We start from the raw sequence: 22,469 nt of genomic DNA on the forward strand, positions 1-22,469 counted from the left end.
ACCATAATGCTGAAAAATGCCATGGCCAAAGCCAGGGCGATTTCAGTCATCGCGTTACCGTAGTGGGTGTCTCCCATGAACGTCTCCTTTAATTCGTCTGAGGGGGCTATGGGAGGGTTAGGCGCGTTTTCCGGCTAATTTGCCGTAAAATTACCGCGAGGCTATACTCGCACCGAAATGATACATCTATTTAAGCTTCTTCTGATCACCCTCATCGTGCTGCCCACCACAGCCCAAGCCGCTGAAGTGCGGCCGACGCTGCCGCCAACATTGCAGGCAAGCTATGACAAGTTCGCTAATACCGGCGACGAAAGCGCCCATGAGGCTGGGCAAGGGCTCATTGAAAAAGTGCTCGAACTTGTCGAGGCCAACTATGCGTTGGAAGTCGATCTTTCCGAACTTGCCACCACGGCAATTAAAAAAATTGAAGACTCAAAATTCGAGCCCGGCAAGGAGGCACCGCGCAAGGTCGCCCGGCTGGCGGTTAAAACCATGATCAAATCGCTGGACCCTCATTCGAGTTACCTCACCCCTGAAGCCTATAAGGAATTAAAAGTTCGCACCAAAGGCACCTTCGGCGGATTGGGCATGGAGGTGACTTTGGATAAAGAGAGCGGCCTCGTCAAAGTCATTGCGCCCATCGATGGAACGCCTGCGGCACGGGCTGGCATCGCGGCTGGGGACCTGATTTCCCATTTGGATGACAGCTCGCTTAAAGGACTAACTCTGCGCAAGGCCGTCAAAAAAATGCGTGGCAAGCCCGGGTCGCGGATCAAGCTAACCGTGATCCGAAATGGCGACGCGCCGTTTGATATGGTGATCGTCCGTGCGGTAATCCGCTACGTGCCGGTAAAAGCCAAATTGATCGGAAAGTCAGGATATATCCGAATTACCCGCTTTAACCGCCGCACCAACAAAGCTGTTCGGCTGGCGATTAAAAAAATTAAAGAAAAACTGGGCGAAGGCTTAAGAGGCATCGTTCTGGACCTTCGCAATAATCCCGGCGGGCTGTTGAACCAATCAGTTTCCGTCGCGGGTGCTTTTCTGGATGGGGGGATCGTTGTCTCCTCCAGAGGACGGCGAGACGGCAGCAGCCGGGAAATGGAAGCCGACGATGGCGATCTTACGAATTCAGCGCGGATCATTGTCTTGATTAATAGCGGTTCTGCCTCGGCCTCTGAAATCGTTGCGGGCGCGCTTCAAGACCATGCGCGGGCAACGGTCATGGGCACCCGGTCTTTCGGCAAGGGGTCGGTGCAAACGATCTTTAAAATTGGCGACGAAGGCGCGCTTAAAATCACCACGGCAATGTACTACCTACCCGATGGGCGACTGATCCAAAAACATGGCCTAACCCCGGACATTCGGGTTGTTCCAGAGAAAAAAAGCAAGCGCCGCCGGGAAACAGATTTAAAACGCGCCCTCAAAAGCGACGGTAATGGCAATGCCACGGCCAAACATGAAATCAAGTCGAGCCAATGCCCGGTCGCCGGCAAAGAACGCAAAGACAGAATGCTCGGCTGCGCACTGCTGTTTTTAAGGTCCAGAGATACGACTGGGTTTTTGAGTCGGGTTGCGAAGCCATAGTGTCCTTCGAGACGCCGCTTCACGGCTCCTCAGGATGAAGATTTTGGTTGATTTCAATAATATATCTTCATCCTGAGGAGCGCTGAAAGCGCGTCTCGAAGGACGCTACCGCTGTCCCGACCACTCCCCTCCACCATTCGGGTATTTATCAGGCACCCATGTCCCATTGAATGATTTGAAATGCGGATCGAAGGTGACTCGTAATGTTCCTGCGCGGCGGCGGTCTTGCCAGCGGAATGTGCCTTGTCGATCACCAGTGGATTGAAATGAGCCCAATGTTCCAGAGACTTCACCGCGCCGGTTGCGGATTATATAACGCCCTTCAAACACGCCGTCTCGATAACGGAAATAGGTTTTGATGGGAGTGGTGCGTTGTCGACGGCGGGTGAAACGTGTTCCTTGAAACGTCGCTGTCAAACCCACGTACCAGTTGGAATTTGTCAGGCGCTTGGTTGGTGGCGCAGATACCACAACCGGTCTTGGCTGCGCCGGAGTCACGACCTGAACCGGAGCCTTTGTCCTAAAAACAAAATCGCCGCGGTCATAGTCTTTATCTCGTAGTTTTCCATACCGTGGCGTCTGTGCTGCTTGGGTCAGATTGGTCATGCGGTCGCCAAGGAACAACCCCATCTCGCTTGCGGTAACGTAGCCGTCACTGTTGGCATCAGCTTTTTCATCGCCCTTGAGGCCGCGCAAGAATAGTTCCCGAAACGCGCCATCGTCGGACACTGTCTGGTCCGCATCGCCTGACGTTAGAAACTGACGCACAGGCAAAGTCGTCGCTCGGGTTATCGCCACAGACGGTAACGAGCGTTGGGAATTAAACACGGTGCCCGCGAAGCACGCATCAAACACAGCATAAGCATGCTTGGCGTCTGCCAATCGGACATATTCGCCAAAACGTCGCATCGGCAGGGCGGAAAGCTTGAAAGCGGCACCGGTTTCCGGGCGGGGGGCATCAGCCGGAACTAAGAAACCCTCACCCCCTTGAGTATGGCCATGACCCGCGAACCAGACGAACAAGCGCGCCGCCGGGTCTGCGCCTTTGACGACAAAGAAATCTTCGAAGGCATTCTTCAATTGGACCGAGTTCGGGTTGGTTTTCAGCGTGACGTCGAACCCGCGCGCATCAAGTTCTTTGGCGATTTCTCTGGCATCGTTCACCGCCATGCTAAGCCGAGGCCAGCCATTGCGGTACTCATTTATGCCAATCACCAACGCATAGCTTTTGGTGTAAAGCTGGACGTTACCAACGACAGGCGCGTCTTTCGCATTCACCCCCCGCAGTTGGATCGTCAATCCCCGGTTGGCAGCTGACACTCGCTCACACGCCAACGCCCCGCCCAACACCAGCAGGGCGACCGAAAATACGAGTTTTCTCACCATCTCATCATGGTCCATAACTCCGACTAGGAATTGATTAGAGAAAAAAATTGTGGCGGGAACAAGTCTAGCTTTTAAGAAAGTCGCCGGTTGAAGCGCTGGGCATACGATTATATTCTATGTTCATAAATTCTAAGAAGGAAAAATATAATGTCGGCTACCCCCGCCTATATGGCCTTAAACAGTGGCACCCTCCGCGATCCTATCCCACCAGAAGACCTGGGAACGGTCACCCTGACGCCTAATGGGTCATTCGAAGCGGGGTCATTTGTCAGCTTCGAATTCGTCTACACGGCGGGAAAATTCGGCATCGACGACAGCGGCTCTCTCAGGATTTGTTTTCGCTTTGCCTCCGACCAAACCCGGCCTCAATTCGAAGACCCGAAACGCCCCAACTACACCACCGTGGTCGCCAGCAACAAGGCTGTTTTACAATACCATTACGACCCGAAGGGCAACGTTAGGCCCTGGGACCGCACGCTTTATATTAAAGTCGTCAAAGGGTTCTTACACGAAGGGGATACGATTACGGTTAACTTCGGCGTCACCGATGGCGGCTCCCCGGGTATGCGCCTGGAGACATTTTGCGAGGAAAGTTTTGAATTCCGTACCGTTGTTGACCCCATCGCCACATTCAACTATCAGCCCCTGCCCGAACAACCGGTCATCAAAATCGTTCCCGGCAAGCCATCCCACTATGTCGCCGTGGTGCCGACGCTTCGGCGGGTGAACGAAGATTTCGCCCTGAAACTCAAAGGCGAAGACAAATGGGGCAATCCATCTGATCAGTGTGATGTGACGTATCGTCTTAATTCGAACGTTCCTGTCAACAACCTGCCTGAAACCGTGACGTTTACGCCAGGTGAATTTGCGGTTGAGGTTCCGGGACTCTCAGTCGGTCAAGCAGGTGATGTTGAAATCGAATTACTGGATGACGCGGGACAGGTCGTGACTCGGGCCAATCCTCTACGAATCGTAGAACAAACCGACCTCATTCCGTTTTGGGCGGACCTGCATGGTCAGTCGGAAGAATCAATCGGCACCGGCAGCGCCGACGAATATTTCGCCTTCGCCAGGGACCGCGCCTTTGTCGATGCGACGGGACACCAGGCAAATGATTTCCAAGTCACCAATGGATTTTGGTCCGATCTAGATCGTTTGGCCGTCAAGTTTGAAGAAGCAGATAAATTCGTCGTCCTGCCCGGATACGAATGGTCTGGAAACACCGGCATGGGCGGTGATCGCAACGTTTATTATGCCACCGAAGATCGTCAAATTCGGCGTTCGTCCCATGCGCTGATCGAAGATAAAAGCGATCTTGATACCGACTGCAACACGGCGGCGGAATTATTCGAAGCCCTGGCCGACAATAAAGAATGGGACGTCGTCTGCTTCGCCCACTGTGGCGGGCGCTATGCGGATGTGAAGATGGCCCATGATGGACGGTTCGAAAAATCGATGGAGGTACATTCATCTTGGGGGACCTTTGAATGGCTTGTCCAAGATGCATTTGAGATGGGATATCGGGTTGGCATCGTTGCTAATTCCGATGGCCACAAAGGACGACCTGGGGCCAGCTATCCGGGAGCATCATTATTTGGTGCCGTCGGTGGATTGACCTGCCTGCTGACCGATGAACTCACCCGCGAAGCAATCATGGATTGCCTCCGCAAACGCCGCCATTACGCCACCACGGGGGGACTCGGCGGGCGCATGGTGATCGATGTGACGGCGCGCTTTGACGGTGATGCGACGCTGTATCACGACGATCCCAAAATTGGCCCTGCCGAGGGTCGCTCTGCGACGGAGGCAATGATGGGCGATATTGTACATTTTCCGGATGGCAGCGCGGAGATCGACGTCGATGTTCTCTGCCCGGAACCCATTGAACGCATTGATATTTTTAATGGTCTCGATCTCGTTGAAACCATTCGGCCCTACACCCAAGACGAACTCGGCAACCGTATTCGTGTGGTCTGGGAAGGGGCAGAATACCGCGGGCGCTTCCGCCAAGTTATTTGGGATGGATCGGCTGTGTTTTCCGACAACAAGATCATTGATGCCAAACCAATTAATTTCTTCAATCTCGATAAGACTTTGGATCGCAAAGACGACAATGGATTGGTGTGGCGGGCGCTGACCACGGGGAATATTGGTGGCTTTGATACCTGGGTTGAAGACCCTTACGGCGGCACCTTGAAAATCGAAACACCTTTGGTTTCGTGTGGCGTCCCGTTGGAGGAAATTGGCTATGAAGATGAAGTCTTTGATAAAAGCGACATCTTGCCGAGGTATTTAAAAATCTTCCGGTTGCCGTCGGAGAATAAGCACCGCAGTTTCCGCTTTAGCCGGAAAGTGGATTTAAAAGATCAAGGCGATAACGCGATCTTTATTCGCCTGACCCAAGAAGACGGAACCCTCGCGTGGACCAGTCCGATTTATATTTATCGTTAAATTTTGGCGCTAAGCGGCCGCTTCGCGATCGAAGCAGCCCTTAGTTAAATCCGAACTCTCTTTCTTCAATTCTCCCTTTTGCACGCGCAGGCTGGGCGTGCGGGGGAAGGTGTCGCGCATTTCGATATATCGCGGCACCTTGAATTCAGCGAGATTTTCAGAGCACCAGTCGATGATTTCTATCGGCTCTAAGTGCGCGTCATCGACTAAGATCACATAGGCCTTCACATCGTCTTCGCCCAAATCACTGGGCACTGCCAACACGGCACTGTCGAGAATTTTTGGATGGCGTTTAAGAACGTCTTCGACTTCTTGGGATGAAATATTTTCACCTCGGCGGCGAATGACGTCTTTCTTTCTGTCGATGTAATAGAGATGCCCATCTTCATCTAGGCTGACCATGTCACCAGTATAAAGCCAGCCGTCGCGGAGCGCTTCCGCCGTTCCCTTTTCATTGGCCCAGTATCCAGGCATTACCACAGGGTTTCGAATGATCAACTCGCCTGGGGTGCCGGCAGCGACGTCTTCACCATTCCCATCAACGGCGCGAATTTCGTTGCTAAATAGGGGGTCTGGGTGTCGCCTTGCGTTCCCGCTCGAAAAGCCGCGGCGTTTTTCGCCGATCCTTTCGATTGTGCCAAAGCATGTCTCCGTCATACCAAAACCAATGATGAGTTCAGCCCCAAAGCGCTCAGCAAAGCCGTCCAGAATGTCGGGCGCAAATGCCGGCGTCCCATAAAACAGCCGGGCCGGCGTATTGCTATCGTCGTCGGATACGGGCTGCTTCGCCAGCACTGTCAGCATCATGCCAATGAAATTAACCACGGTGGCATTTGCGTCGCGAACTTGCTGCCAAAACCGGCTTGCACTGAAGCGTTCAACAACAACCAATGTCGCCCGCGCCGCCAGTGCGCCCATGGTCGAATAGTATTGGGTGTTCGCATGGAAGTATGGCAAGCAGGTAAAAAATCGATCTTTGGATGTTGACTGGGTCCAGAGAGCGAACCCCTGCCCGGCTGCAACATACATGGCGTGCGTGATCATCACACCCTTGGGTGAGCCAGTCGTGCCGGACGTGTACACCAAGGCGGAGATATCTGAGGGCGAAATTATAGGGCGGGCGTCCAGCTTTTCCGATTGATCGCAAGCCTGCTGAAATTCGAGCCAGCCCTCTACCGCGCCGCCGACACAAATTCTTTTCGAAATGCTTGGAGCTAGATCGGCTGCGGCACCTGCTGCCTCCATAAACACGGTGTGCGCGACAAGGGCCGCGGCTTCAGAATTATTATAAATATAAGCCAGTTCATCCCGCTTATAGGCTGTATTAATAGGAATGACGATGGCACCGATGACCGACAGCCCAAACCATGAAAACAAAACCTCAGGACAGTTCGGCAGTACCAGGCAAACGCGATCCCCATGTTTAATTCCCAAGGATAGATACATACCCGCCGTGCGCATTACCTGGTCATAGAAATCTTCGTAGCTATAGGTTTTTCCTAAAATTTCCAGGAACGTGGCATCACCCCGCGCCCGAACAGCATCTTCTAAATAATCACCAAGAGAAACTTCCCAAGAATTCGTCATGTCATTACCGCGCAAATATGTGAATTGAACAGGCACCAGAATCCATGCCCATGGCGCCCCCACCTGTGGCATGGGTCAGGCCAACCTTCGCCCCTTCGACTTGGCGGTCGCCACAATGACCGCGAAGTTGGCGGACAATTTCGACCACCTGAGCAACACCTGTCCCGCCAATCGGGTGGCCTTTTGCCAACAGGCCACCGCTCGGGTTCACGACGATTTGTCCACCAATCGTCGTCTCTCCACTCTCAAGCAATTGCACGGCTTCGCCGCGTTCACAGAAACCGAACGCTTCGTAGTAAAGCAATTCGGCAATGCTGAACGCGTCGTGGACTTCCGCAACATCGATATCATCCGGCCCAAGACCGGCTTGTTCATAAGCGATCCCGGCCCCTCTGACCGCAATTTCCATAGAGGTCATGTCACGAAAGCCGTTGGTGAATTTCCCGCTGCAAAGTTCGGAGGCGAGAATTTTAACCGGCTCTGCCTCAAATCGCCCCGCTACGTCGGACGCGCAAATAATCGCCGCTGCAGCCCCATCGCCTGTTGGGCAGCATTGCAGCAAAGTCAAAGGATCGGCAATCGGGCGGGACCCAAGCACTTCTTCCACGGTCACTGATTTCTGAAATTGGGCGTCTGGATTGCGCGCCCCATGAGATCTTGCCTTCACGGAGACCTTCGCCAATTGTTCTACCGTCGCTCCAAATTCATGCATATAACGCCGGGCCCGCATGGCGTAGAGCGCGGGCATGGTCATGCCTTGGCTTATCTCCCAATCGTCATCTACCAAGGGGATTGTGCCGCCGCCAAATTGGGTCAGGCTATCAACACCGATCACCAAAGCAACGTCGCAGTCGCCATGGCTAACGGCACGGCGGGCTTCAAACATCGCGGTCGAGCCACTTGAGCAGGCGTTTTCCACATTGACGACGGGGGGACCTGTCATTCCCAGCTTATTCAGTATGCGCTGTCCGGTCAGCATGCCGCCATAAGATGACCCACAGAACGTCATTTCGATATCGGAACGACCCGTCCCGGCGTCCGCCAAGGCTTGCTTTACCGCCGGCCACGCGAGATCGACGGTGTCTTTGCCGCGATGTTTACCAAACGGGATCATGCCGACGCCAATGACGGAAACATCACGCATTTGCGGGCTCCTTTGGGGCTGCCCAGAATGTGTATCTATCCCCTTCGCCGTCCTGCGTCACATGCAAAGAAACCGGCATATCGACGCTGAGGTGCTCCAGATCAGCCAGACGAGACAGCACCCGAATACCGTTGCTGAGATCAACATATCCAATGGCGTAGGGTAACTTTTCGTGTTCATCGCCAACCCGAATGACGGCAAAGCTATAAAGCACGCCACGATCTGACATGGGCGACATTGCGATGTCTTCAGACATACACCCCACACAAACCTGCGCCCGCGGAAATGAGAACGCGCCACATTCGGCACACTGCCCGCCAGCAAGCCGCATAACCCCAGCGTCATCCGTAACGACGTGCGCCTCGCTCACTGGTTTTGCTGATACTTCCACAACGAATTCACCCTAATTTCCAAGAGCGCTCAGACCAAGCAACTGCCATGGCTGACACATTGCCTTCGCAATCTGAAAATTCCAAGAATTATTGCAATATAGGGATTTGCATGAAGCCATCTTTACGGGCCTTTAAAAATAAAATTTGGTATAAGTCCCGTTAGGATACAGTCGTCTAGAAGTGTATTTAATTAACGAGCGATGGAAAATTGACTGATAATACAGCCAACCCTTCAGAGACAATTGATCGCTTGTCAGCCTACCTGAACGGGGCCAAGGCGAGCGATCTAAAGATTGAGCCGCTCAGTGGAGGCACCCGAAACGCCACGTATCTTTTGCGCGGAGATGGCTGGAATCGGGTGTTGCGGCTGAGTCGTTCTTCGCCAGAAGAAAATGGCTCTTACGAACACGAGATCAATAATATGAAGATCGCCGTTGCAGCAGGTCTGGCACCGCATGTTTATTTTGCGGACCCTGTTAATGGCACAATGATTCTCGATTTCATTGACGGGACAGTGATGAACGCACGTTCCCTACGTGAAAAAGTAAATGCTATAGCCAGTGCGCAACTTGTTCGCGAACTTCACACACTTGATGGGTTTCAGGGCAACTACGATATTTTTAAAATTATTCGGAAAAATATCGACAAAATTCAACAATCCGAAATCGAGTTAACGCCAAAGCACACCCAGGCAATTGATCTTTTAGAGAAGACTCAAACAGTTCTTTCTGATAATGCTGTCCCAAATTCGGCAACCCATAACGATATTTTTTCGGGCAACTTTGTCAGCTTTCGAAACAAAATGTATCTAATTGATTGGGAATGCGCAGCCCTCGCTGAACCTCATTGGGAGGTTGCTGCATTGTGTGCTCAAGTTGGATTGTCGAATGCTGTGCGGCGGGAATACCTAACCACATATTTCGGTACCGATGATCATCCCGCGATGTGTCGGATTCCCTTATTCGAAGGCGCGTGTCGTTTGTATTGGTGGACAGAAGCGATGTGCCGTTCTTTAGATAAGTCGGATGATCAATCATGGAAGGAAGACGAGAAAGATTGGTGGGGATGGTATAACGAAACCACCGATAACAAAGCGTTTATTGAGACACTAAATATTGCCGAAAATTACCGCTGGCGACCGGAACACGAAATCTCAAAGTTCCACAAACCCGCCTAATTCAGGCAGAAGAAGTCGCGGTGAGAAAATGACTGGAGGAGGCGGGGGCGCGGATGCACTTGATGCAGCAACTGTTGCGCCAACCGCACTAATTACCACTGGCGCACCTGTTTGTGTCGCTACCGACATTTCGCCGACGGACCCGTCCGCGTTGGGTAATAGACTAACAGAGTTTTGGGTTCCTTCGGGACCCGCCTTGCCAGCGCCTTTTGTGCCGCGAATACCGATGGTCACCACCGGCGTCTCAAGGGTCATGTTATCGACGCCAGCTTTGGAGATTTGGCCACTTACGAAGGAAAAAATGCCTTCGGACACCTTTGCCGCAAAGTTGCCGTCCTTTGTGGCCGGGTCGAAGACGACCTCATCCAGCACCATGTTGCCGCTTTCGCCGAGCGCAAATGTGGTGTCATCAATGAAGATTAGACCGATGGAGCCGCCATCCCCGGTTTCAATCGTATCCCCTTGAAACACAGGGTCACCCTTGGCGAGTGGGCTTTTCGTGCCGTCCACGCGCGTCACTGTGGCCGAGCCCGTGACCACGTCAACAGCCCCAATCGCATCGCCCCCAGTGGCCTGCGCTAATTCAAGCAATTCGTTTTCGCGGGCTTCAAAATATCCCCAGCGCCCCTAAATTATATTTATTACATATACCTTACGCTATTTTTCGCTAATAACTAGGGTTTGCGGGATTTTTTAATATATTTTAATTAAACATTCCGGGCTTAACTACCTAACCATTGGCAGGAATCAAATTTGGCGGCTCGGCGTTGGGGTCCTTGTAGGCGGCGGCCCAGAGATCAAAATTAGTGCCTTGTTGTAGCTGTGCTTTGGAAAACCCGGCCTTTTCTAGCGCAATCCGGAGCGTCTTTGCAGTAAATCCTGTCTTGTGGCCCATGAACGCGTTCCCCTGGGCCAAGGATTTTCGAAGCCCGAAGATCATGTCCAACGGTGCAATTGGTCCCGCAGGTGACATATATGCAGGTTCATCAAGTTTATCGTCCGCAACCAGTTTGGCGACCTGTTGGAGATCAGGCAGAGTAATGAGGGCAAACCCGTCCTTCTTGAGAATTCGAAAAAATTCACCGAGCGCCAAGGGAACTTCGTGCGGAAATAGATGCTCTAGATTATGCGACGACCAGACCGCATCGACAGTTTCGTCCTTAATCATCGACATGTCGATGATTGAAGCGACGATATCAGGCTTCACATTCGGGTCGATATCCAATCGGATTTCACGCCAGCCACCGCCTCGAAACGTCGCATTCAGCTTAACCGGACTGGCTGACCCACAGCCTACGTGTAAAACATCTTTCATTGGCATCCCAATTCTCCAGTTGAAGATGCTATTGCACACCGAGTATGTTCATCCAGAAATTTATCTACCATCAGGAAGCACAAAACAATGGAGAGCAAAAACTTGAAGCTTCCTGGCGTGAGGATCATTCGAACTAAAACGCACGAAGATGTACGCGGCAGCTTTACGGAAATCTATAACAAAAAAAATCTCGCCGATGCAGGAATTAAGGATGAATTCGTCCAGGACAACATTACTCGTTCCGTGCTGAGCGGGACCGTCCGGGGGCTTCATTTCCAAAAATCTCCCCACGCCCAGGCTAAAATTATTCGAGTTCTCAAGGGACGTATTCTTGATGTGGTCGTCGATATTCGACATGGGTCGCCAACCTACGGTCAGCATGATGCCGTTGAATTAGATGCGAACATCGGTCTGCAATTGTACGCGCCGGTGGGGGTCGCGCATGGGTTTGTTACCTTGGAGCCGGATACAGAAGTGATGTACAAAGTCAGCTCCCATTACGCACCAGATTCCGAAGGTGGTGTACGGTGGGACGACCCAGACTTGGCAATCGACTGGCGGGTTGAGGCGGCGGAAATTACGATTGCAGACCGCGATGCAAAACTGCCATGTCTTTCTGAACTGCCTGAATTCTTCACCTATGCGGCTAACGGGAACCCTTCATGAAAATCATCGTAACTGGTGGGGCGGGCTTTATTGGATCGGCCGTGGTGCGGCATTTGATTGCGGAGACAGATCACGAGGTCCATTGTGTCGATAAATTAACCTATGCTTCCAGCTTAGACGCGATATCTGAGGCTGCAGGGTCAGAGCGATACTCGTTTTCGAAAATAGATATTTGTGACGGTGCCGCGCTGGTAACTCTGTTTCAAAGTTGGCAACCTGATGCGGTCATTCATTTAGCAGCAGAAACCCACGTCGATCGATCCATTGATTCACCAACGGTTTTTATCGAAACGAATGTTATGGGGACAGCTACTCTATTAGAGGCTGCACGGACTTATTGGCAAAATTTGCCGAACTCCCAGCGCGAGAATTTTCGTTTCCATCACGTTTCCACCGACGAGGTTTTTGGCGATCTAGAGGGCGCAGAAATATCCGCTGAAGGGGCTGCGTATAATCCCAGCTCACCCTATGCCGCAAGCAAAGCCGGGGCCGACCATCTGGTGCGGGCTTGGCATAGAACCTACGGATTGCCGGTTTTGTTGAGCAACGGTTCCAACAATTTTGGTCTCTATCAGTTCCCTGAAAAACTGATCCCACTGATGATCATTAAGGCGCTGAGCAATGAACCTTTGCCGGTTTATGGTGATGGCAGCAACGTCCGTGACTGGATTCATGTGGAGGATCACGCAGAGGCCCTGATCAATGTTTTACAGAAGGGGCGTGTCGGCGAGACGTATAATATTGGGGGCGGAAGTAATCTTAAAAACATCAATATCGTCGAAAAAATCTGTGACGAGTTGGACAATATAGTCCCATCAAAAGAAATAGAGTCTCGCCGAAAATTAATCACATTTGTTGCCGACCGTCCCGGGCACGACCAGCGCTATGCCATCGATTCATCGAAGATACAGAATGAACTCGGTTGGCATCCGCGCCTGGGACTTGATGACGGTTTGCGGCAAACAGTTCAATGGTATGTAAATAATCGGCACTGGTGGGAGCCGATAATGGCAGAGCGCAATCCGAGCGGCAGACAAGGGCTCGGTAGGGGTAAATAGTGCAGGGTGGAAGCTTTCTTATTTGCGGTGCGGAGGGGCAAGTCGGTGCAGCGCTTGCTCAAATATCGCCGCCGCGTGGCGTGCGATTTTTCCAGCTCTCCCATGACGAATTCGATATTTCTGACGCGGAGAAAATCGCAGAGACCTTTTCGTCGGTCTCACCCAATTTAGTCATTAACGCGGCCGCTTTTACCGATGTTGATGGTGCGGAGGATGATCCCGACGCTGCATATTTGGCGAACAAGGATGGCCCTGCGCGCTTGGCAGACGCGTGTACAAAGGCGGAAATTCCTCTTCTTCATGTTTCAACAGACTTTGTTTTCGACGGCACCAAACCCACGCCCTATACGGAAAGCGATCCAGTTTCACCCTTAAGCGTATACGGGAAAAGTAAGGCGGAGGGCGAGCGGGCCGTGCGCGAATCTCAGGCGAGGCACATCATCCTCCGGACCGCTTGGGTTTTTGGCAAAAAGGGCTCACCGTTCATAAACGCCATTATTAAAAAAGCACGGCAAGGTAACGACCTTCTAGTCGTAGATGATCAAATTGGTGGACCAACGAGTGCGGATGATATCGCCCGAGCTTTAATAACAATGGCAAATTCTGCTATCAGCGGAACGGCCCCCTGGGGGACATATCATTTTTCCGGGGAACCTGATGTTTCACGCTATGAACTGGCGAAAGAGATCGTGGCACACCTTTTCCCAGATGGGAACAATCGACCAAATGTTGAACGGATCACTTCCAAAGACTATCCGACAAAGGCAAAACGACCGGCTAATGTGCAACTGGACTGTTCCAAAATTTTACGGGAATTTAGCATTGAAAGACCAAATTGGTCACACTCGTTAAAACGGGTTGTTGCGGACTTTGAAAGTGAGAAGGTATGAAGGGAATTATTTTAGCAGGCGGAAATGCGACGCGCCTGTATCCGATCACCCACGCCATCTCCAAGCAGCTCTTGCCGGTCTTCGACAAGCCGATGATTTATTATCCGCTGTCAACGCTGATGCGGGCGGGTATTCGCGACATCCTTATTATCACGACGCCCCGCGACAAGCACCTATTCGAAGCGTTGTTAGATGACGGTAATCGGTGGGGGATTTCATTGTCGTATCAGGTGCAATCGAGCCCTGGAGGAATTGCTCAAGCGTTCCATATTGGCCGGGACTTTATTGGCGATGACTCTTGCGCCTTGGCACTAGGAGATAATCTATTCTTCGGTGAAAGCTTGGGCATAATTCTAAAGAAGGCAGCTGGATTGGACACGGGTGCAACGATCCTGTGCCATGAAGTTCCTGATCCCTCGCGGTTCGGCGTCGTTGAATTTGATCCAAAAGGAAATCCCAAAAGTGTCATGGAAAAGCCAGAGAACCCTCTGTCAAATTGGATCGTCACCGGACTTTATTTTTATGATAATTCGGTTGTCGAATTGGCGTCAGAGCTAAATCCCTCGGCCCGTGGAGAATTAGAAATTACCGATATCAACAATATTTACCTCGAACGTGGGGAGCTCAAAGCCGAGCGCTTGGGTGAGAATTTTTCCTGGTTTGATGCAGGGACGTTTGATTCATTACTGCAGGCATCTAACTTTGTTCAAACGGCTGAGAAAGGGCAGGACGTAAGAATAGCCTGCTTAGAAGAAATCGCCTACAGAGAGGGGTTTATTGATAGGATTCATCTCAAGTCTCTTGCCGCGAACCACCCGGACCCTGACATGGCGGGATTTTTGTTAAAAGTTTTGAACGATGGTTAACGCCAAGGCGTTGCAGAAAAAATTCGAACGAGCCGTCGCGTTGCATAGCGCGCAAAAGTTCGAGAAAGCGATTGATGCGTATCGCTCTATATTAAAAAAGTCCCCGACGTATGCACCAGCACTGACCAACCTTGGCCAGGCCCTTAGGAAACTTGGTAAAAATGATCAGGCGTTGAAATATTACGAACGGGCGACCCAAGTGCCTGAGGTTGATTATGGCGCGTGGTTTAATTTAGCTAACCTGCAACTCGAATTAAAAAATATTTTAGAAGCTGAACAGTCGTACCAAATCGCACTTGAAATTAATCCTGACTTTGCCCCGGCGAGCTATCAACTCGGACGGCTTTATCTGGATCGGGATAAAGTTGATGATGCATTAAAATGCTTTGAGCACTCGGCGAAATTAAACCCCACCCACGCCGACTCGCACATGAATGTGGGCACGGCTCTCAGAGAACTCGGCCGCATTGATGACGCTATCCGGCAGCATCTCATAGCCGTGGAAATGAATTCGAAGTCTTGGGCATCACACTATAATCTTGCCCTCAGCTATTACGATAACGGCGACGAGACTCTCGCTTTAGCGAGTCTGAAGGCCGCTAAAGAAAATGCGCCTGCGCCACAGGAGGTCGTATATTCGTACGCGGCAAGATTGGCGGACAAAGGCCAATACGAAGAGAGCGAACTCTACTACCGTGAAGCCCTAGAATTGGGTCCTGAATACGTTCCTGCCCGCATCGGTCTGGCCAATTCATTAATGGCGTGTGCTCAGCCCGCCGAAGCAAAAAAGGAATTTAATAAGGCGGCTGATCAGGCGGCCAGAGATGTTTCTCTTTTGGCCTTAATCGCGACGTCCCTATGGCGATGGAATTTGCGCACTGACTCGATCACGTTGCTGAGAAAAATTATTCGAATTCTGCCTGAAAACGCAGATGCGCGTTTCAATTTGGCGCATGCTTTAAAGGACGTTTCAAAAATATCCGAAGCTGAAAATGAATGTCGTCTGGCACTTCAATTGGCACCCGATCACTCCGAGGCGCTAGGCCTCTTAAGTACAATAGTTGTTCAGAGTGGTCAGATTGAAGAGGCCTTGGAAATTTTCTCAGCTCTTGGGCGAGATAGATCTGATACGGACTCGATAAACTCTGGGGAACTCTTTTGCTCTCTCTATAGCGATGTGATGTCGCCCGAGGAAGTTTTCGCGTTGCACAATCAGCGATTGTCTAATTGGAATGATGATCCCGACTTGGGGAAGCACAACCATTTAAATAGCCCTGATCCCGTGCGAAAACTACGCATTGGTTATATGTCACCAGATTTTTCTGGCAATCATCCTGTCGCGCAATTCATCGCACCTGTGCTTGCCAATCATACCGCTGAACAATTTGAGAGTATTTGTTATTCCTTCCCCCAGCACGCCACGGAGACGGACGCTAACCTAAAGTCGATGTGTGACAAGTGGCGGGATGCGAGCACCTGGTCAGAAGCGCGGCTGATACGAACGATCCTTGATGATGAGATCGATATTCTGGTCGATTTAGCGGGCCATACCGCCGGTGGTCGCTTGCCGTTGTTACGCCATCGTCCGGCACCCGTGCAGGCGTGTTACATCGGCTATCCGCATTCAACGGGACTTAAAACAGTTGATTATTTTATTGCTGACGCAATCGTTTCGCCACCTGAGTTGGACCCTCTTTACAGCGAAACAGTGATGCGGTTGGACCCGTGTGTCTTTTGCTTTGACCCCAACTACGAGACACCGCCGGTGGATTTGGGTTTAGCGAAATCTCGGGAAACAATAACCTTTGGCTCGGCCAATCATGTTCCCAAACTTACCCCAACGACAGTCAAAGTGTGGTCGAAAATTCTACATGAGGTGCCAAAGTCCCGGCTCCTCCTAAAGGCGGGTCCATTTGCCGATAATGCGGTTCAAGAACGTTATTTAGAATTGTTTTCAGAACAAGGGATCGAACGAAATCGCCTTGATCTGCACGGCCCGACAAAATTCTACCCGCATCTAGAATTCTACCGGCATTTCGATATTGGGCTTGATCCTATTCCGTATAACGGTGGCACCACGACCTATCATTCTCTATGGATGGGGGTTCCTGTTGTCACCCTGCAAGGCGGAAATTTTCCCAGCCGGATGAGCTCGAGCATTCTCAGTGTTGTAGGGCTCGACGATTTGGTCGCTCAGTCGGAAGATGAATATGTGAAAATTGCAATTGATCTCGCGACAGACAAGAATCGACGTTTATCGCTTCGCGCCAGCTTACGAGAGACTCTTTCAAAATCACCGGCTTGTAATGGAAAGATATTCACCAAGGGTCTTGAAAAGCTTTATCGAGAGATGTGGCAGCGTTGGTGTGAGGGACAACCTACGATGACGTCGTGACTTTCCTAACAAGCGTCAAACAGTTTCCATTTTCATCACGCTCGTGAACGACACTTTCACATAACTCGAATATTAACCGCCATCCAAGGCCTCCGACGGCGCGATCTTTCACGTCTAACTCACGGTCGTCGGCGGCAAGATCTTTATGCGGATTGAAAGGTTTACCGGGATCGCGGATTTGGATTGAAACTTCGTCTTTGTCACGCGCCAATTCGATGGAAAACTCTTGGCTTTTGGCTAACTCAGCGTAGGAAAGAATATTCGTTACCAGCTCTTCAATGATAAAATCCAATTTGTTTATATCGCGCATGCTGATCTGTTCTGAGTCACAAAATCCATCAATGAATTGGATTGTCTCGTCAATTGTAGTCTCAGAAATTTGGAACGATTTCTTCACGGTCAATCGCCCCCACTGCTGAGGTAACGTATGACGACGATTGTAATATCGTCGAATTGTTCATTGTCGCCAACAAAGCTAATAACATCATCGTGCAGCCCATTTGAAATAGCTTTTGCACTCGTGTCAGGTGTTATGTTGTTTAAATAATTCAAAACGCGATCTGTACCGTAGGCCGTGTCCTCGACCGTAATTGCCTCATTTACACCGTCTGTAATAAGGACAAGAGCATCGCCAGGCTGAAGCTTCTGGTGTTCGGTCGGATAGGTGAAGCCTTCCATGATACCAAGTGGCAGACCGCCTTCACTTTCAAGCGGTTCTGGGGCGCTGCCTTGCCGACACCGGTAGGGAGTGTCGTGGCCAGCATTACAAAACTGCACCTCGCCGGTTTGAGTATCAAGAATGCCCGCAACAGCTGTAACGAACATGGATTTTGGGTTGTCCATTGAAATTTGATGATTTGCAGTACCGATTAGATCGGCAACGGAGCCGTTTTCATTCATCACGGTGCTTTTGCATAAGGCCTTACTCATAGCCATGAACAATGATGCCGGGACACCTTTGCCGGAGACATCCGCAATCAAAAAGAAAAAACGATGATCGTCTATCATAAACAGGTCATAAAAATCCCCGCCGACTTCCTTCGCTGGCTCCAAGACTGCATGCACATCAACATTGCTAGGCAAATTTTCAATCGAGTCGGGGTTTGGCAAAATACTTTTTTGCATTTCCCGCGCGGCGTTAAGTTCGCCTGTCATTCGAGCGTTCTGAAGACGTTGGTTTTGTAAGTTGGCACTCAGCACACGGCGATTTCGATCAGCCTCTACTAGATTGCCAAGTTGTAACGTAAGGAATATCAGGGCGATGGAAAATGTGGGGATAACAGGATCAAGCAAAAGCCTTGCGTTGGCAAAGGCCCCATACCCAACAGCTAAAAAAATTAGAGCCATACCAACAAACAATGCAGACCCAATAGACGGACTGAGTCGCGGCACCAAGAAAATTAAAATAATCCCGGCAATCAGTAAGGCCGCACCCTCTCCAAATCGGGCAACTTCTGGTCGTTTCAATCGGGTGCCCGCGATAAGATTCTCTATAAATTGGGCTTGAATTTCAACGCCATCCATTCGCGCTGTGACCGGTGTCGGAACTGCGTCGGTGAGACCTAGGCCAGAACTTCCGATTAACACGATCTTATTTGTAAGTGCAGCAGGAGGGATTCGTCCTGCTAAAACATCAGCAGCTGAAAATCGTCGTCTGGAATCGCTGTGAGAAAAATGTATCGTGAGGGCTCCCTTCCGATCTGCATCTATCGTCGATTGACCAACTTTTATATTTTGCAAACCGTGTTCGGAACCCACAACGGTTAACCAGTTAGCGCCCAGGGCCACCCGCACCAATTCCAGGCCCAACGACGGGACAATTTTCCCACCCACCGTCATAACAACCGGCATGCGCCGAATGCTACCATCCGCTTCCTGGATGGTATTGATATAGCCGTATCCCCTCGCGGCCTTGGAAATTTCCGGTACGTTAACAACATGATCGACAAAAGAGGTAAGATGCGAACTCGGGTCGATACCTTCAATCTGCACGGGTAATATTCCGGCAGAGGCAGGCGTCTTATCTGGCGGTAAATTCGGCAAGCCGATACGGCCAACAACCATCGGCAAGCGTCCAATAGATTTCCCAAACATCTCATCATTGGAAGGTAACAATTTCAGCGAACTCTTGGCCTCTAAAGACAATCCCGGATGACTTTCAGCAATAAGGTGTGGTGATAATCGATCAGGCTCAACAAAAACAATGTCATAACCAATCGCCAGTGGCTTTAGCGCCGCCGTCTTCTCTGAAAGGCGGGCGAGTAGTGTACGAGGCCACGGCCACTGACCAAATTGAGCCAAACTCCGTTCGTCAATATCAACGATGGCAATGGGAAGACTGGAAATCTCGCGCGGAGAAATCCGCTGATAGAGGTCGAAAACAGCATTCCGAAGACGGTCGGTTTCTCCTTCCTCAACCGCCGCCTGCAACAAAGTTGCTAGGATAAGAAATCCGGCGGCGATAATGCGTCCGTGCTTCGCCACGCGGAAACCGGCGAAGGTTGGCTCCCGGTCACCTGGTACCCGCTCGTTACTGTTCTCATCGTCGGGATTTGTCACGATTTTTCCCTAGAGTTCAATTTCAAGGCCGTCGTAGGCCGACGATACGGTTAGCGGGACACCTTCACGCATGATCTCCTCGTAACGGATTGTTTCTTCGAGAATATTCTGCAACGTTTCGTCGTCGCAAATGGGTTCGTGGTGGAACATGCAATAATGTTTCGCCTCGGCACGATGGCATAAATCAACACCAATGATGTTGCTCGAATGACCCCAGTCTTCTTTCATCGTGATCATTTCAGCCATAGAATACATCGCGTCAAAAATTACGATATCGGCGTCCCGAAGAAATTCGACGAAGTCTTCTGTTTCCTCCAAAGATTCTAATTTGTGTTCACCGTCAGTTGAATAAACCGCGGTCTTTCCATCGGTCTCAAACCGATAGCCATAGGAATCTCCGTGATGAGGTTGCAGCAGCGGTCGGACAGAAACATCCCCCACATTATAGGTCTGCCCAGGGTCCAATTTTACAAACTCTATTTCCGCGCCCATGGCATCGAAGTGGACCGGAAAACAGGGATCAGATTGTTGCTTGCGAAGGGCTTCTTCCATGGTTTCATGGCAGCCGTGGATCCTGATAACGTTGCCCGGAATGTAGGCCGGGACAAAGAACGGGAACCCCATGATATGATCCCAATGAACGTGCGACATAAATATATTATATACATTCGGCGTGCCGGGCCCATGATCCTGGAGCACTTGCTGGCCCAGTTCTCGCAATCCGGACCCCATATCGCAAATTATGTATTCATCTCCGCTGGTATTAATTTGAACACAGGATGAATTTCCCCCGAAGCTGGACTTGATTGGGAAGGCGAGTTCCGTATCGACGAAGGTTTCAATTTCGCTATCGTTAGCGAAGGTACGCGTGTTGGCCAAGCTCAGGGCCTTAACAATTTTATCGCGTATACTCTTGCCGCCGATGGATGTCGGAAGTGAGCCGCGTGTTCCCCAAAAATGTATTCGCAATTCTTATCCACCCTTTTTTATGAATCGATCAGCGCGCTATTGAGAGAGTTCAGTCGTCGCATCGAAAACAGATGCATAAGTATCAAAGATGAGATGGAATCGACTAATTTCGAATATTTCCTTCATTTCAGGCTGCATGCCGGCAACAACGATCTGTACATCAAGTTCCTTACTGCGCTTCGCCGCAATCATCAGGGCCCGCAACCCGACACTGCTCATGTACGTCACACCGCTCATATCGATGATAGCTTTTTGGTTGCTTTCGGCGCAGTTATCTACGTGAGAAACGATCGCATCTGTAAAAACTTCCGCTGAATTGTGATCGATACGTCCGGCGGGCGAAATAATAACGATATCCCCGGTTGTTTCTGATGGTAAATCCAACACCCCCTCCTGCGTATTCTAGCTTCCCAACTCCACAGGAATGCTAACGGTAAATGTGCTGCCCTGTCCAACGTCGCTTTCAACTGATTTGAAATCGGTTTACGCCTTGTCTGCCTGCTTCCAACAAAAATTTATCTTCTTCGAGGTCGTACATTGCCAACATCGCCCTTGGCTCCATCGGCACGTCGGTGACGCGCTGGTTGTAAGTCTCTTATTCAACGATATGGGGACGTGTGAAAATACTTCTTCGCAGGCTCCGGCATCCCCTTTTTCATCATCAACACTTAGAATTTGAGGAATCTGATCCTAAAGAACAGATAGGCCATCGCTAAGTGCTGACAGACCATCAACGACGGCCTCAATCGGTGTGTATTCAATATCGACGTGTTCCGCAGCGTCGCGAGCTTGAGCCAAAGTTTCGGCAACGACGATGGCAAGAATTTCCCCCACCCGGCGAATGAGATTAACCACAACAGGAGAGAGTGATGGTGGGCCGATCAAAACAAAGATGGGCACTGGGTATTGTTCGTACCTATAGGGTTCCCGGACGCTCGATTTCTGGCGCAGAAGAGACCTATATGATATCAAAAGGCATGTTTTTTGTTCACCGGAGCCCAAATGAAATTAATTGTTCTTAACCTGCCCCGCGATTTTAGCGAAGATTCCCTGGCAAAACTGTTTAAAACCCATGGCAATATCAAATCCTGCAACTTAGTAATTGATGATAAAACCGGAGGTTCAAAAGGCTTTGGCTTTGTGGAAATGGCGGTAGAGAACGAAGCTGCCATCGCCATCAAGGAATTGCATGGCAGCAAGGTAAACAAAAATAAAATTCGTGTTAAACTTGCAGATTAACTACCAACACCAGCTAGCGAACAGTAGCGCTGAGCGCAACCACATCATTTGAGATTCTCTAGAAAACGTTATTGATGTGCATTTATCGGTGAATTTTCAAAGGTTTAGAGGAAATGGTGGTGGACGCAGTCTCGTGCGAACCCGTCTCGGTGGAATTCCCTGTTAAGCAGGGAAAATACAGGGAAAATTTCAAATTAGGCCAACTTATTTCTATATTGGACGGGAGAAATGGCCCATAAATCGGGCATTTACACCTCCATCGTCTTGCAATAGAGCGAATTGGACCAGGGAATAACAGGGATTTATCAGTGAGGGTTTAGCTGGGTTTTACCATTCAAGAACCCCAAGGTGGCGCCATTTGGTGCCCGTCCTAACAACTCCATAAGTTGTACCCAGGGGATCGTAATTAAGGCTTCATCAAACGCGCCAGGTTGATCAGGGCTCCAATCTTCATCGAGTGAGCCAAAGAACCCATCCTCATTAACACCGATTAGGGTGGCGATATACAAACATTCTTGATATTGAAATTTTAGAATCGCCTTGGCCAAATCCAAAGCCTTGAGATTCCGTTTCGCCAATGCTGCTTGGCCGGGGACGCTATCGACAGGATAAACCATATAGCTTTTGTTTGCCATGCCCACAGTGACGCTCCCTTTGGCACGGAAGTCCAGTCGAAAGGTGTGTCTGGAAAAAAGCAAATTGTGTGATCAATCACTTACTAGTTATACGGCATCGGCCGCCAAGACGACAAAATTATTTTCATCGGTCTTTAATCCAGCCCCCTTAAC

Annotated in this window: 21 protein-coding genes; 9 read left to right on the top strand and 12 right to left on the bottom strand. The window is 50.5% G+C overall.

The window, feature by feature from the left end; all coding sequences use genetic code 11:
- Window positions 1-177: 177 nt before the first annotated feature.
- Window positions 178-1,587, top strand: a complete 1,410-nt coding sequence (locus tag HOM51_08005) for a S41 family peptidase (protein MBT5034449.1) — start codon at window positions 178-180, stop codon at window positions 1,585-1,587.
- 105 nt (window positions 1,588-1,692) lie between these two features.
- On the opposite strand, the gene HOM51_08010 is transcribed toward HOM51_08005, so the two are convergent.
- Entirely contained in the window at window positions 1,693-2,973 is a 1,281-nt protein-coding gene (locus HOM51_08010) for a hypothetical protein (protein MBT5034450.1), read from the bottom strand.
- Between the two features lie 168 nt (window positions 2,974-3,141).
- On the opposite strand from HOM51_08010, the gene HOM51_08015 reads away from it, so the two are divergent.
- The gene (locus HOM51_08015; protein ID MBT5034451.1) at window positions 3,142-5,424 is read left to right on the top strand and encodes a DUF3604 domain-containing protein; all 2,283 of its coding nucleotides are present in this window, start codon (window positions 3,142-3,144) and stop codon (window positions 5,422-5,424) included.
- Window positions 5,425-5,433: 9 nt separating this feature from the next.
- Here the strand turns inward: HOM51_08015 and HOM51_08020 are convergent, their stop codons facing one another.
- Genes HOM51_08020 through HOM51_08030 form a run of 3 tightly spaced genes read right to left on the bottom strand, consistent with a single transcriptional unit; the run spans window position 5,434 to window position 8,546 of the window.
- Window positions 5,434-7,011, bottom strand: coding sequence for an AMP-binding protein (locus tag HOM51_08020; protein ID MBT5034452.1), 1,578 nt, complete (start codon window positions 7,009-7,011; stop codon window positions 5,434-5,436).
- A gap of 4 nt (window positions 7,012-7,015) precedes the next feature.
- Complete coding sequence (locus HOM51_08025; protein ID MBT5034453.1) at window positions 7,016-8,155, bottom strand: thiolase family protein; 1,140 nt, start codon at window positions 8,153-8,155, stop codon at window positions 7,016-7,018.
- Entirely contained in the window at window positions 8,148-8,546 is a 399-nt protein-coding gene (locus tag HOM51_08030; protein ID MBT5034454.1) for a hypothetical protein, read from the bottom strand. The genes HOM51_08025 and HOM51_08030 overlap by 8 nt, the downstream gene beginning before the upstream one ends.
- A 209-nt stretch (window positions 8,547-8,755) precedes the next feature.
- Here HOM51_08030 and HOM51_08035 point away from each other — a divergent pair, with 209 nt between their 5' ends.
- Entirely contained in the window at window positions 8,756-9,724 is a 969-nt protein-coding gene (locus HOM51_08035; GenBank protein ID MBT5034455.1) for a phosphotransferase, read from the top strand.
- Here the strand turns inward: HOM51_08035 and HOM51_08040 are convergent.
- Together HOM51_08040 and HOM51_08045 are read right to left on the bottom strand one after the other, a co-directional pair.
- Window positions 9,701-10,315 carry a hypothetical protein gene (locus HOM51_08040; GenBank protein ID MBT5034456.1) on the bottom strand — a complete coding sequence of 205 codons (615 nt, stop codon included), beginning with the start codon at window positions 10,313-10,315 and terminating at the stop codon, window positions 9,701-9,703. The two genes, HOM51_08035 and HOM51_08040, sit on opposite strands and share 24 nt — an antisense overlap.
- A 139-nt stretch (window positions 10,316-10,454) precedes the next feature.
- Window positions 10,455-11,039 carry a class I SAM-dependent methyltransferase gene (locus HOM51_08045; protein ID MBT5034457.1) on the bottom strand — a complete coding sequence of 195 codons (585 nt, stop codon included), beginning with the start codon at window positions 11,037-11,039 and terminating at the stop codon, window positions 10,455-10,457.
- 87 nt (window positions 11,040-11,126) lie between these two features.
- On the opposite strand from HOM51_08045, the gene rfbC reads away from it, so the two are divergent.
- The 5 genes from rfbC to HOM51_08070 are packed head-to-tail and all read left to right on the top strand — an operon-like array spanning window position 11,127 to window position 16,914.
- Entirely contained in the window at window positions 11,127-11,705 is a 579-nt protein-coding gene (gene rfbC / locus HOM51_08050) for a dTDP-4-dehydrorhamnose 3,5-epimerase (GenBank protein MBT5034458.1), read from the top strand.
- Window positions 11,702-12,763 carry a dTDP-glucose 4,6-dehydratase gene (rfbB, locus tag HOM51_08055; GenBank protein MBT5034459.1) on the top strand — a complete coding sequence of 354 codons (1,062 nt, stop codon included), beginning with the start codon at window positions 11,702-11,704 and terminating at the stop codon, window positions 12,761-12,763. The genes rfbC and rfbB overlap by 4 nt, the downstream gene beginning before the upstream one ends.
- On the top strand, window positions 12,763-13,653 hold the full coding sequence (rfbD, locus tag HOM51_08060; protein MBT5034460.1) for a dTDP-4-dehydrorhamnose reductase: 891 nt from the start codon (window positions 12,763-12,765) through the stop codon (window positions 13,651-13,653). The genes rfbB and rfbD overlap by 1 nt, the downstream gene beginning before the upstream one ends.
- Window positions 13,650-14,519, top strand: coding sequence for a glucose-1-phosphate thymidylyltransferase RfbA (gene rfbA / locus HOM51_08065; GenBank protein MBT5034461.1), 870 nt, complete (start codon window positions 13,650-13,652; stop codon window positions 14,517-14,519). Before rfbD ends, rfbA begins: the two co-directional genes overlap by 4 nt.
- Window positions 14,512-16,914, top strand: coding sequence for a tetratricopeptide repeat protein (locus HOM51_08070; GenBank protein MBT5034462.1), 2,403 nt, complete (start codon window positions 14,512-14,514; stop codon window positions 16,912-16,914). The genes rfbA and HOM51_08070 overlap by 8 nt, the downstream gene beginning before the upstream one ends.
- Here HOM51_08070 and HOM51_08075 read toward each other — a convergent pair.
- The 5 genes from HOM51_08075 to HOM51_08095 all read right to left on the bottom strand — a co-directional run bounded on the left by HOM51_08075 (window position 16,898) and on the right by HOM51_08095 (window position 21,342).
- On the bottom strand, window positions 16,898-17,311 hold the full coding sequence (locus tag HOM51_08075; GenBank protein ID MBT5034463.1) for an ATP-binding protein: 414 nt from the start codon (window positions 17,309-17,311) through the stop codon (window positions 16,898-16,900). The two genes, HOM51_08070 and HOM51_08075, sit on opposite strands and share 17 nt — an antisense overlap.
- A gap of 2 nt (window positions 17,312-17,313) precedes the next feature.
- The gene (locus tag HOM51_08080; GenBank protein MBT5034464.1) at window positions 17,314-19,473 is read right to left on the bottom strand and encodes a CHASE2 domain-containing protein; all 2,160 of its coding nucleotides are present in this window, start codon (window positions 19,471-19,473) and stop codon (window positions 17,314-17,316) included.
- A 9-nt stretch (window positions 19,474-19,482) separates the two neighbouring features.
- Window positions 19,483-20,442: an MBL fold metallo-hydrolase gene (locus tag HOM51_08085; GenBank protein MBT5034465.1), complete on the bottom strand. Its 960-nt coding sequence runs from the start codon at window positions 20,440-20,442 to the stop codon at window positions 19,483-19,485.
- A 36-nt stretch (window positions 20,443-20,478) separates the two neighbouring features.
- Window positions 20,479-20,826 carry an STAS domain-containing protein gene (locus HOM51_08090; GenBank protein MBT5034466.1) on the bottom strand — a complete coding sequence of 116 codons (348 nt, stop codon included), beginning with the start codon at window positions 20,824-20,826 and terminating at the stop codon, window positions 20,479-20,481.
- Window positions 20,827-21,132: 306 nt separating this feature from the next.
- Window positions 21,133-21,342, bottom strand: a complete 210-nt coding sequence (locus HOM51_08095) for a hypothetical protein (protein MBT5034467.1) — start codon at window positions 21,340-21,342, stop codon at window positions 21,133-21,135.
- 102 nt (window positions 21,343-21,444) lie between these two features.
- On the opposite strand from HOM51_08095, the gene HOM51_08100 reads away from it, so the two are divergent.
- Window positions 21,445-21,681, top strand: coding sequence for an RNA-binding protein (locus HOM51_08100; GenBank protein MBT5034468.1), 237 nt, complete (start codon window positions 21,445-21,447; stop codon window positions 21,679-21,681).
- A gap of 305 nt (window positions 21,682-21,986) precedes the next feature.
- Here HOM51_08100 and HOM51_08105 read toward each other — a convergent pair whose 3' ends face one another.
- Window positions 21,987-22,316: a hypothetical protein gene (locus HOM51_08105; GenBank protein MBT5034469.1), complete on the bottom strand. Its 330-nt coding sequence runs from the start codon at window positions 22,314-22,316 to the stop codon at window positions 21,987-21,989.
- Window positions 22,317-22,469: the final 153 nt, after the last annotated feature.

This window comes from Rhodospirillaceae bacterium (assembly GCA_018660465.1).
In the GTDB taxonomy this organism is placed as follows: domain Bacteria; phylum Pseudomonadota; class Alphaproteobacteria; order Rhodospirillales; family JABJKH01; genus JABJKH01.